The organism is Candidatus Syntrophocurvum alkaliphilum, from assembly GCF_009734445.1.
GTDB classification, from domain to species: Bacteria; Bacillota; Syntrophomonadia; order Syntrophomonadales; family Syntrophomonadaceae; genus Syntrophocurvum; species Syntrophocurvum alkaliphilum.
Genome location: NZ_CP046457.1, coordinates 2,265,226 through 2,277,158 on the forward strand (window position 1 = coordinate 2,265,226; position 11,933 = coordinate 2,277,158).

Annotated in this window: 12 protein-coding genes; all 12 read left to right on the forward strand. The window is 33.2% G+C overall.

What is annotated here, in order from left to right; all coding sequences use genetic code 11:
• Window positions 1–4: 4 nt before the first annotated feature.
• The 12 genes from truA to argF all read left to right on the forward strand — a co-directional run bounded on the left by truA (window position 5) and on the right by argF (window position 11,896).
• Window positions 5–739 (forward strand): tRNA pseudouridine(38-40) synthase TruA, encoded by a 735-nt coding sequence (gene truA, locus SYNTR_RS11040; protein ID WP_156204559.1) that lies wholly within the window; start codon window positions 5–7, stop codon window positions 737–739.
• A gap of 172 nt (window positions 740–911) precedes the next feature.
• Entirely contained in the window at window positions 912–1,346 is a 435-nt protein-coding gene (gene rplM / locus SYNTR_RS11045) for a 50S ribosomal protein L13 (RefSeq protein WP_320411446.1), read from the forward strand.
• 11 nt (window positions 1,347–1,357) lie between these two features.
• The gene (gene rpsI, locus SYNTR_RS11050; protein ID WP_156204561.1) at window positions 1,358–1,750 is read left to right on the forward strand and encodes a 30S ribosomal protein S9; all 393 of its coding nucleotides are present in this window, start codon (window positions 1,358–1,360) and stop codon (window positions 1,748–1,750) included.
• 356 nt (window positions 1,751–2,106) lie between these two features.
• Window positions 2,107–2,865, forward strand: coding sequence for an N-acetylmuramoyl-L-alanine amidase (locus SYNTR_RS11055; RefSeq protein WP_156204562.1), 759 nt, complete (start codon window positions 2,107–2,109; stop codon window positions 2,863–2,865).
• Between the two features lie 21 nt (window positions 2,866–2,886).
• On the forward strand, window positions 2,887–4,281 hold the full coding sequence (gene amrA / locus SYNTR_RS11060; RefSeq protein WP_156204563.1) for an AmmeMemoRadiSam system protein A: 1,395 nt from the start codon (window positions 2,887–2,889) through the stop codon (window positions 4,279–4,281).
• Window positions 4,282–4,296: 15 nt separating this feature from the next.
• Window positions 4,297–5,295: an AmmeMemoRadiSam system radical SAM enzyme gene (gene amrS, locus SYNTR_RS11065; RefSeq protein ID WP_156204564.1), complete on the forward strand. Its 999-nt coding sequence runs from the start codon at window positions 4,297–4,299 to the stop codon at window positions 5,293–5,295.
• Window positions 5,296–5,587: 292 nt separating this feature from the next.
• Entirely contained in the window at window positions 5,588–6,256 is a 669-nt protein-coding gene (locus tag SYNTR_RS11070; RefSeq protein WP_156204565.1) for an MBL fold metallo-hydrolase, read from the forward strand.
• A gap of 192 nt (window positions 6,257–6,448) precedes the next feature.
• Window positions 6,449–7,486: an N-acetyl-gamma-glutamyl-phosphate reductase gene (argC, locus tag SYNTR_RS11075; protein ID WP_156204566.1), complete on the forward strand. Its 1,038-nt coding sequence runs from the start codon at window positions 6,449–6,451 to the stop codon at window positions 7,484–7,486.
• 156 nt (window positions 7,487–7,642) lie between these two features.
• The gene (gene argJ / locus SYNTR_RS11080; RefSeq protein ID WP_156204567.1) at window positions 7,643–8,848 is read left to right on the forward strand and encodes a bifunctional glutamate N-acetyltransferase/amino-acid acetyltransferase ArgJ; all 1,206 of its coding nucleotides are present in this window, start codon (window positions 7,643–7,645) and stop codon (window positions 8,846–8,848) included.
• 31 nt (window positions 8,849–8,879) lie between these two features.
• On the forward strand, window positions 8,880–9,740 hold the full coding sequence (gene argB, locus SYNTR_RS11085; protein WP_197079248.1) for an acetylglutamate kinase: 861 nt from the start codon (window positions 8,880–8,882) through the stop codon (window positions 9,738–9,740).
• Window positions 9,741–9,757: 17 nt separating this feature from the next.
• The gene (locus tag SYNTR_RS11090; RefSeq protein WP_156204569.1) at window positions 9,758–10,945 is read left to right on the forward strand and encodes an aspartate aminotransferase family protein; all 1,188 of its coding nucleotides are present in this window, start codon (window positions 9,758–9,760) and stop codon (window positions 10,943–10,945) included.
• Between the two features lie 12 nt (window positions 10,946–10,957).
• On the forward strand, window positions 10,958–11,896 hold the full coding sequence (gene argF, locus SYNTR_RS11095) for an ornithine carbamoyltransferase (protein WP_156204570.1): 939 nt from the start codon (window positions 10,958–10,960) through the stop codon (window positions 11,894–11,896).
• Window positions 11,897–11,933: the final 37 nt, after the last annotated feature.

Genomic DNA, 11,933 nt, shown 5'->3' on the forward strand with positions numbered 1-11,933 from the left:
ATTTGTGCGTAAAATAAAAATGATTGTTGAGTATGATGGTAGTAATTACCATGGATTTCAATCACAAAAGAATGCTCATACTATTCAAGATACAATTGAAAATGCTTTATATAAGCTAACAGGCCATAAAATCCCCATAATAAGTGCAGGAAGAACAGACAGAGGGGTACATGCCTTAGGACAAGTAATAGCTTTTGAAACAGAGGCTAAAATTCCTTCTGATAAGTTTTATTTAGCACTTAACAGTGTATTACCAGAAGATATAAGAATATTAAATAGTAAAGAAGTTGAAACCGATTTTCATCCAAGGTTTCAGGCTATAAAAAAACAATATAGCTATTACATTTATACCAAAGATAGTGGAAAAACCTTTTTAAGAAAATTTGCTTGGTGCAACTCTGAACCACTTAATATAGATGATATGATAAAAGCTTGCAAACAATTCGAAGGGAGACATAATTTCTTATCTTTTTGTTCAAGTGGTTCAAGTGTAAAAACATTTGAACGGACGATAGAAGTATGTCAATTACAACAAAAGAATGCGTATTTAAAATTTGATATAAAAGCAAATGGCTTTTTATACAATATGGCGCGAATTATTGTAGGAACAGTTGTAGATGTTGGGAGGGGAAAAATTAAAGTAAATGATATAAACGATATAATTAAAGCAAGAGATAGAAATGCTGCAGGATCAACTGCACCACCACAAGGGTTATATTTAATGTATGTAGAATATTAAAAAATTAAACAAAAACATAAACTGTCTAATTGACAAAGCCTATAATTTTTGGGTAATATTAAAAGGTAGGCTCTAAGTTTGTCTGACCCAATTCCCCGTTGACAGAACAACATTTAGAGTAATTATTATAATAATTAAACAGTCCATGTATTTTAGTACAGGAGGTAATAACGTGAAAAGCTATATGGCAAAAGCTACCGATATAGACCGCAAATGGTATATAATAGATGCAACAGACCAAACTTTAGGAAGATTAGCGTCTGAAGTAGCTTCAATTTTAAAGGGTAAACATAAACCTATTTATACTCCACATGTAGATACCGGTGACTATGTAATAGTTATTAACGCAGAGAAGATAAGACTAAGTGGTGATAAGCTAAATAAAAAGAAATATCGTTACCATACTGGTTATCCTGGTGGACTTAAAGAAATGGATTATAGAACTTTATTACAAAGAAAACCAGAACAAGCAATAAAATCTGCTGTAAAAGGCATGCTTCCTCATAACCGTCTTGGTAGACAAATGAATAAAAAATTAAAAGTCTTTAGAGGAAGCGAACATCCCCATCAGGCACAAAAACCTGAAGTTCGTGAACTTAAAGGTTAAGGAGGATAAAAATGGCACAAGTACAATATTTGGGAACCGGAAGAAGAAAAAAAGCCGTAGCCAGAGTAAGATTAGTACCTGGTGATGGAAACATAATTGTAAATGGTAGGAAATTTGAAGATTTTTTTCCGAATAAAACTAATAGACTTATAGTATTACAACCTTTAGAGCTAACAAATATGGACGGAAGATTTGATATTATCTGCAGAGTTCATGGTGGCGGTATTACAGGACAAGCAGGTGCTATCCAATTAGGAATTGCACGTTCATTAATAAAAGCAAGCCCTGAGCTTCGCTCAGACCTAAAAAAAGCAGGCTTTCTTACCCGTGATCCTCGAATGAAAGAAAGACACAAATATGGATTCAAGAAAGCAAGAAAATCCCCTCAATTTTCAAAAAGATAATACAAACACAAAAATCTCTTCTTACTGGAAGAGATTTTTTTTTGCTTTTTTCGATAAAAATTGATTCTGCTGCAAAAAGTAACTACAACAAACTTAAGGCTGAGCAAACATGTTTATCTAAGTCCCGAATAGCAAGGCGTGGTGCATAGATCACGGCTAAGTATAGATAAAAATCATTTTAGATAATAAGTGCTAAGCTAAAATGAAGGTAAAGACCGATGAGTGGCGTGATAAACATGTTTGCTCAGCCGATTCCATACTCTAAGTTTAGCTTTTTGCAGTGGAATCAAAATTATAAATTTGAGAGTATTAGCATATATAAGTAAATAATAATTTTTCCTCTAGGAGGGAAATATATGCGAAGAATCGAAATTTTATATTTTAATAAGAAAAAAGGTGCTATATCTTTAGCGACAGTATTGTTAATTGCGCTGTGTTTTGTTGGAGCCAAAATGGGATACCAAGAAGAACGAATGGTTATGGAAGATAGTGCAGTTATATCCTATGCTATTGCCAACAAAGTTATAGTAGTAGATGCAGGACATGGTGGTGTTGATCCTGGAGCAATAAGAGGCAATATTGTGGAAAAGGATATAACCCTAGAGATTTCCAAAAAGCTTACCGAAAAATTGAGTCAAGCAGGTGCATTGGTAATAATGACAAGAGAAACTGAGACTGATGTAATAGGGGAAGAAATATCAGGAAAAATATCAAACAGAAAAAGAAAAGATTTAGCTCGTAGGGTAGAAAAAGCAGAAGAAGCAAAAGCGGATTTATTTATTAGTATACATACTAACGCAGATGTTAGTTCAAAGTGGCGTGGGGCCCAAACATTTTATAGTAGTGGTAGTGAAATAAGTAAAATTTATGCAGAAAGTATACAAGAGGAAATGACAAGGATATTAGGCAACACGAATCGAAAAGCAAAACCAGGTAGTTATTATGTTATGGATAAATCATCTATGCCTACTGTTATAGTTGAAGTTGGATTTATATCTAATCCTCAAGAAGCAAAGTTATTACAAGATGATGCTTATCAGTCACAGGTTTGTTACTCAATTTTATCAGGGATTGTAAAAGCAGAATTGCAGAAAATGCAAGTAGAAGAAAATTAAAAATAAGGAGGTAATTTTTAAGTGATTAGTTATGCAGCTATAGCTCCTCATCCCCCTCTTTTAATACCTCAAATTGGTGGACAAAACATTAAAGAAGTAGAGAGTACAGTTAATTCTATGGAAACCATAGCTCAAGATTTAGTAAAAATTTCTCCTGATACAATCGTGTTTATTACACCTCATGGAAATGTCTTTTCAGACTGTGTATCTTGTTTAACAGATCCAATCCTAGAAGGTAATTTAGCTCAATTTGGAGCGGCTGATATTAAGACTAGTCACAAAAATGACATAGCCTTAATAAGAGAAATAGGAGAAAATGCCCTTGCCGAAGGGGTTAATGTTATTGGTATAGACCAAGATTTAGCTCGGGGTAAATCCTTAAAATCTAAATTGGATCATGGAATAATGGTACCTCTTCATTATGTAGAACAGGCGGGGTTAAAAGAAGTAGCAATAACAGCAATGACATTAGGTTATCTTCCTTTAATGGATTTATACACTATTGGTAGTGCTATAAAAAAATCTGCTGAAAAACTAAACAGAAAGATAGCAGTTATTGCTTCTGGAGATCTATCACACAGATTAAAAGATAGTGGGCCATATGATTATCACCCAGATGGAAAACAGTTTGATATGACATTAAAAAAACATATTGAAAATCAAGATATTCAAAGCATACTTACAATGCCAGAAGAACTAGTTAATAATGCAGGTGAATGTGGCTATAGGTCTTTAATTATTATGCTAGGTGCATTAGATGGAAGCGAGTATGATTCGCGTGTTTTAAGTTATGAAGGCCCCTTTGGAGTTGGTTATCTAACAGCTTCATTTATTCCTAAGAAAGAAAGCCATAGCTTATTAGAAAATTTAAAACAAGAATATAAAGAACAAATTAAGGAACAACGTGAAAGTGAGTCAATGTGTGTTAAATGGGCTAGAACAGTTTTGGAAAATTACATTAAAAATGGTGACAAAGCTAAATTGCCAGAAGAATGGAAAGACCTCGAAAAAGAAAACAAAGCAGTATTTGTTTCTTTGAAAAAACACCAACAATTAAGAGGTTGTATAGGAACAATAGTTCCTATTCAAGATAATTTAGCAGAAGAAATCGCCAATAATGCTATTGGTGCAGGCATAAATGATCCGCGATTTTTTCCAGTAGAAGAAAATGAATTAAATGACTTAGTATACTCCGTTGATGTTTTAACTGATTCAGAACCATGTGAGAAAAACCAATTAGATCCTAAAAAATATGGTGTAATAGTGACTCAAGGTAATAAGCGGGGTCTTTTACTACCTGATTTAGAGGGAATAGATACTGTTGAACAACAATTATCAATAGCACTAGAAAAAGCAGGAATAGCTCCGGATTCCGATTATAAAATAGAAAGGTTTGAGGTTAAGCGCTATACATAAGGGTGGAGTGGTTAAATGTCATATGAAAAAGAAGCTCTATACTATAATAGTTTAAGTAACAAAGAAGTTAAATGTTCTTTATGTCCACATAATTGTAATATAAAAGAAGACAAGTTAGGGCTATGTAGAGTCAGATACAATAACAATGGCATACTTTACTCTTTAAGTTACGGAAAAACAACTGCATTAGCTGTTGATCCAATTGAAAAGAAACCACTATATCACTTTTATCCAAATAGTACTATCCTTTCTGTTGGTAGTTTTGGATGTAATTTATCATGTGGTTTTTGTCAAAACTATAGAATTGCTCATTCCCAACCAGATTATAAATATATAAGTCCAGAGTTACTTTGCAATATAGCAGAAGATGCTAAACAAACTGGTTCGGTAGGAGTTGCTTTTACATATAATGAACCATCCATTTGGTATGAGTATATATATGATACAGCGAAACTATTAAAAAAGAATGATATCAAAACAGTATTAGTAACTAATGGTTATATAGAACTTGAACCTTTAAAAGATTTAATTCCATACATTGATGCAATGAATATTGATGTAAAGGCATTTACGGAATCATTTTATAAAAAGAACTGTAAAGGGAAATTAAATGATGTCAAAAGAACTGTTGAATTCTGTTCTAAAAAAACACACATAGAAATAACTACACTATTAATACCTAGTGAAAATGATAGTTCAAAAGAAATAACAGATTTAGTATCATGGATATCTTCAATAAATAGCGATATACCTATTCATTTATCGCGTTACTTTCCTGCGTTTAAATTTAAACAACACCCAACTCCAGAAAATACAATGTATCTAGCTAAAGAAATAGCTAGTAAATACTTAGCATTTGTTTATATGGGAAATATTCCAGGAATAGACAACAACACTTATTGCAAGATTTGTCAAAACCTAGTCATAAACAGAAATAATTATGAGGTTAATGTAAGGGGTATTCAAAATAATTCATGTAAAGAATGTGGCAATCCAATAAATATAGCAATGTAAAGTGGGAAGGGAAATAAAGATCCCTTCCCATCTATATGAAAGCTGGTGGGGGAAAACCCACCAAGCTGTTCACTCTTCTCACACAATATATTACCCATAATAAACAATATTAATACGAACATAATTATGTGACAAAATAATAAATTAAAAAGTTATTTTTTCTAATAGGTTAGTACATAGATAAATTGCAGTAGAAATAAGTACAAAAAAATAGGTCGGTTTATTGTTTTGCGTTAATGAAACAATAAACCGACCCTTTGCATATTTGGTATTATATTTATGAGGTGATTTCATGGATATAAAAAAAATAAGGCTAGGAGTTACTAATATATATTTAATTAAGGGTAATAATGGATATGTTATGATTGATACTGGGGAACCAAGAAAAGAAAAGAAGTTTTTCAAAGCACTTAACCGCTTAAATATTAAGCCCCAAGACATAAAGCTAATAATAATAACTCATTGTCATTTTGACCATGTAGGTAGTTTGGCTGCAATTAAGGATGTAATTAATAGTCCAATACTAATACATCCTTTAGAAGCTAAAACAGTTGAAAATGCAGATGTAATAATTCCTCCCGGAACTGATATAATAGGTAAAATTTTAGGTGCAGTAGGAAAGAAGTTAACGTGGTTTTTGGCCTTTAAAGGAATAAAAGCTGAAAAATTATATCAAGATGAATATGACCTATCCACATATGGCATAAATGCAAAGGTTATAAATACTCCTGGTCATACCAATGGTTCATTATCAATTATATTCAATGATGGAAGAGCAATAGTTGGGGATTTAGCTATGAACTATCCGTTACATAGCAAATTTCCTATTTTTGCAGAAGAGCCGGATAAAGTTTATGAATCGTGGAAAACTCTTATAGAAAAAGGTGTCAAAAAAATTTATCCTGCGCACGGAAATAGTTTCGATAGTATCGAGATAGTAAGGCTACTAGGAAAAAAATAAACCAATATCGAAAACCAGGTGCAGGTCACCTGTTTTTTGATGCTTATTTTCAAATCCATAATCAAGTAATATTACAACCACTAGTTTAGATCAGCTAGTTTTTATTAGAATAACATACTACAAGTAAAACCCATTGTGTTTTTATACATCCAAATGTATAATTATAAATGAAGATTCAAAGGAGGAAATAAAATGTTTAAGGTTGGAATTATAGGAGATGGCTATACAGCAGCCGATTTATTAAGATTATTAACAAGGCATGATTATATAGAGCCTGTTTACATATCATCAACAGAGAATATAGGTAAAAAAATATATGAATTATATCCTAACCTTATAGGTTTTAGCAATTTAACATGTGAAAAAACAAATATTGATAAAGTTAAGGAAGTTTGTGATGCAGTATTTTTAGCTTTACCTCATGGACTCTCAGTGCCAATGGTAAGAGATTTATCCAAGGCTAATATAAAGTGTGTAGATTTAGGTGCCGATTTTAGGTTAAAAGATTCGTCTATATATGAGAAATATTATGATATGGTACATGAATCACCAGAAATGCTAACAGATGCAGTTTATGGTTTGCCGGAACTATATCGAGAACAAATAAAAAAGGCTCAAATAGTTGCTAATCCAGGTTGTTTTCCTACAGGAGCCATAGTGCCTTTAGCACCGCTTTTGCAGGCTGGTGTAATTGAAAATGAAGGTATAATTATAGATTCTAAAAGTGGTGTATCAGGGGCTGGAAGAACACCTAAAACAGCTAGCCATTTTTGTGAGGTTAATGAAGGATTAAAAGCATATGGGGTGGGAACACATAGACATAGTCCAGAAATAGCACAAGAACTTAAATTTGCGGCAGGCAATAAAACACAGCTAATATTTACACCACACTTAGTACCTATGAACAGGGGGATTTTAACAACGGCTTATAGCCGTATAAGGTCTGGTATTAATCCTTCTAAAATTAGGCAATTAATAGAGGATAAATATAACAATGAGTATTTTATAAGAATACTACCAGAAGGTGTATTTCCTAATACTAAATGGGTTTATGGAACCAACTTTATAGACATTGGAATATATGTAGATAATGAAACTGGCCAAGCCATAATAGTTTCAGCAATAGATAATCTAACAAAAGGAGCATCAGGGCAAGCAATACAAAACCTAAACCTAATGTTAGGGCTTAAAGAGAATGAAGGGTTAAAGCTAGTAGGACTTCATCCGTAGGAATTTTTAATTTTTAATTCATAATTCTTAATTAAGGAAGGAAAGCAAAGCTTTCCGTATATTTAATATAAAAGGGAAACTTAGTTTCCCTACAATAATTAAAAATTAAAAATTCACAATTAATAATTTATACAGTTGTAGTTGGAGGTATAGATAATGAAGATTATAGAGGGTTCTGTTACTGCTCCAGAAGGTTTTATAGCCCAAGGGGTTTGTGCAGAAATAAAAAAGCAGGATAAAAAAGATGTAGCTATTATATATTCAGAAGATAAATGTACTGCAGCAGGAGTTTTTACTAAAAATAAAGTTAGGGCTTCATGTGTTGATATAAGTAGATTTCATCTTCAGGATGGACATGCCCAAGCCATTGTTGTTAACAGTGGAAATGCAAATGCATGTACAGGAGAGCAAGGTGTTGCAGATACAGTTCGTATGGCCGAACTTACCGCACAATTACTTGATATTGGAATCAATGACATTATAATAGCATCAACTGGTGTTATTGGTGTATCAATGCCAATGGATAAAATTGAAGGTGGTATTAGAGATGCAGCTAATAACTTATCTAAAGAGGGAGCACAAAATACAGCATGTGCAATAATGACTACTGATTTAGTAAAAAAAGAAATTGCGGTTGAAATCGAAATAGACGGTATACCGATAAAAATTGGGGCAATAGCGAAAGGTTCTGGCATGATACATCCTAATATGGCGACAATGCTAGGCTTCATAACAACAGATGCTGATATAAACAGCACTTGTTTACAAAAATTGGCAAAAGATAGTTGTGACCTATCTTACAATATGATAAGCGTTGATGGTGATACATCTACAAATGATATGGCCATCATAATGGCTAATGGCAGAGCGGGTAATAATCGAATCGAAAATGAAAATTCTAAAGAGTACCATATTTTTAAAAAAGCTCTAGACTATGTAAACATTACACTAGCTAAACAAATCGCTCGTGATGGAGAAGGGGCTACTAGAGTAATCGAAGTTCAAGTAGCAAATGCTCCTAATGAAATTACGGCACGTACTATAGGTAGGTCTATTACCACCTCAAGCTTAGTAAAATCAGCTATTTTTGGGGAAGATGCTAACTGGGGACGTATCATAGCTGCTGCTGGTTATTCAGGTGCGGATTTTGATCCCTCTAAAACTGACATATATCTTGGGAATGAAAAAATGGCTTCTAATGGCATGGGATTGGTTTTTGATGAAGATAAAGCTCGACAAGAGCTACAAAAAGATACCGTAATTATTAAAGTAGACTTAAAACAGGGTAATGAAAATGCTACAGCCTGGGGTTGTGATCTTTCATATGATTATGTGCGTATTAATGCAGCATATAGAACTTAATCACCTTACTTAAGGGGAGGAAAATATTGTGATATTAACAGCTATGGAAAAAGCAGAAATATTAGTTGAGGCTTTACCATATATAAAAGAATTTTACGGTAAAAGGGTTGTAATAAAATATGGTGGTGCTGCTATGCTAGACTGTGACCTTAAAGAAAAGGTTATGCAAGATATAGTACTTATGAAATATGTAGGCATGCACCCTATTATTGTACATGGTGGTGGTCCAGAAATAACTAATATGCTAACTAGAGTAGAAATTGAAACAAATTTTGTTGACGGACTTAGAGTAACCAATAAAGATACAATGGAAATTGTAGAAATGGTGCTTGGAGGAAAAGTAAACAAAGAAATAGTTAGTGGTATTAATGCTAGTGGTGGTAAAGCGGTAGGTATTACAGGTAAAGATGCAAGGCTTATAGAGGCTGTACCCGTAGATTCAAGTGGTCAATTAGGATTTGTAGGTGAGGTTAAAAATATTAATGCAGAGATTGTGGAAACAATAATACAAAATGGCTATATACCTGTTATAGCTCCAATTGGCATAGATAATGAATGCCAAAGCTATAATATAAATGCTGATTTTGTAGCTGCAGCTATAGCGGTAGCAATGAAAGCGGACAAATTAGTACTTTTAACAGATGTGCCTGGTCTGTTAAAAGATAAAGATGATATAGAAAGCATAATATCAGTACTTAAAATAAGTGAAGTTTCAAAATATATTGAAGCAGGAATCATTGCAGGTGGAATGATTCCTAAAATTAAATGTTGTGTAGAATCAGTAACTGGAGGAGTAGGCAGAACTCATATAATAGATGGGAGAGTTGCCCATGCTATACTGCTAGAGATATTTACTAATAAAGGTATAGGTACAATGGTTGTAAATGAATAAACAGGGAGGCTTAATCAATGACTAATAAAGATATAATGGATAAAGGACAGCAATATGTAATGAATACCTATGGTCGCTTTCCTATAACTATGGTTAAGGGAGAAGGGGCATACTTATGGGATGTTGATGGAAAACAATATTTAGATTTTGTTGGTGGGATAGCAGTTTGTTCATTAGGACACTGCAATAATGATCTACAAAAGGTTTTAAAAGAACAAGCTACTAAATTATGGCATACTTCTAATTTATATTGGATAAAACCACAGGTAGAGCTGGCTGAAAAGCTAGTTAATCTATCAGGGATGGGAAAAGCATTTTTTTGTAACAGTGGAGCAGAAGCAAATGAAGCAGCTATTAAACTAGCGCGTAAATATTTTTACCGAAAAAAAGAAGGAAACAAAAACGAAATAGTGGTATTTAACAATTCCTTTCATGGAAGAACATTAGCTACTGTTACAGCAACAGGACAGCCAAAATACCAAGAGGGCTTTGCACCTTTACCTACAGGCTTTGCTTATGCAGAGTTTAATAACATAGATTCGGTTAAAAATGTAGTTAATGAAAATACATGTGCAATAATGGTTGAAGCTATACAAGGTGAAGGTGGAATTACACCAGCAGACTTAAACTTTTTACAAGAAATAAGGAAAATTTGCGATCAACAGAATTTATTATTAATATTTGATGAGGTTCAAACAGGAATAGGTAGAACAGGTGAATTTTTTAGTTATCAGACATACGGTGTTACTCCAGACATAATAACACTAGCTAAAGGACTAGGAGGAGGTTTTCCAATTGGTGCAATGTTAGCTACAGATGATGCAGCTAATGGTTTTGCTCCAGGTGATCATGCATCAACCTTTGGAGGTAATTATTTGGCTACAGTAGTAGCAAATGAGGTGGTAGATACAATAAGTGAACAGCAATTTCTTGATAATGTTGATAAAGCCGCAGAGCAACTTTTCAAAGGGATAAATGAATTAAATGATAGTAGAATAAAGAACATTAGAGGAAAGGGTCTAATGCTTGGAATTGAGTTTGATACAGAGGTTAAAGATCTTATTAGTATATGCATGAATAAAGGTCTTCTTTTGATAGGTGCTGGTACTCATGTATTACGCTTTGTACCACCTTTAAATATAAAATCGTTGGAGATAACACAAGCTGTTTCTATATTAAAAGAAGCTTTAAAGGAATGGAATTAAGGGGAGTGAACAATGATAATAAAAGATCATCTAAGGGGAAAACACTTTATTAGTATTCATGATTTTTCAGCCGAAGATATTTTACACATTTTAGAGGTCGGAGCACAGCTAAAAGCAAGACAAAAGAACGAAATACCACATAAAATATTAGAAGGAAAAACTTTAGGTATGATTTTTCAAAAATCATCAACTCGGACAAGAGTTGCTTTTGAAGTAGGAATGTATCAGCTTGGAGGACATGCATTGTTTTTGAGTCCTCGTGACATACAGATAGGCCGAGGAGAAACTATAAAAGATACAGCACAAGTATTATCCCGCATGGTTGATGGTATTATGATAAGAACCTTTGATCATGATGAAGTAATTGAACTAGCTAAGTGGTCTTGTGTTCCAGTAATAAATGGCTTAACAGACTTATTACATCCAACTCAAATAATAGGTGACCTAATGACTATTCAAGAATACAAAGATGAACTAGAAGGCTTAAAATGTGCCTTTATAGGAGATGGAAATAATGTAGCTAATTCTTTATTATTTGGTGGAGCTAAGGTGGGGATGAATATTACAATAGCAACCCCTGAAGGTTTTGAACCTAATGATAAAGTATTAACCTCTGCTAAAGAGGATGCATTAGAAACTGGAGCAAAGCTTGAAGTCATAGAAGACCCATTTGAAGCTGCGCGTAATGCAGATGTAATCTATACAGATGTTTGGGCTAGTATGGGTCAAGAAGATGAAGCTGATGAAAAGGAAAACAAATTTAAAAAATATCAAATAAATGACCATTTATTATCTTATGCTAAGGAAGATGCAATTGTATTACACTGTTTACCGGCTAAAAGAGGTAAAGAAATTACTAACGAAGTAATGGATGGACCTAAATCAGTAGTATTTGAAGAAGCAGAAAATAGACTACATGCTCACAAAGCTATAATGGCGGTATTAATGTAGAAATACTAAAGGCTTTAGTAAACTTGTTTATCTAAAA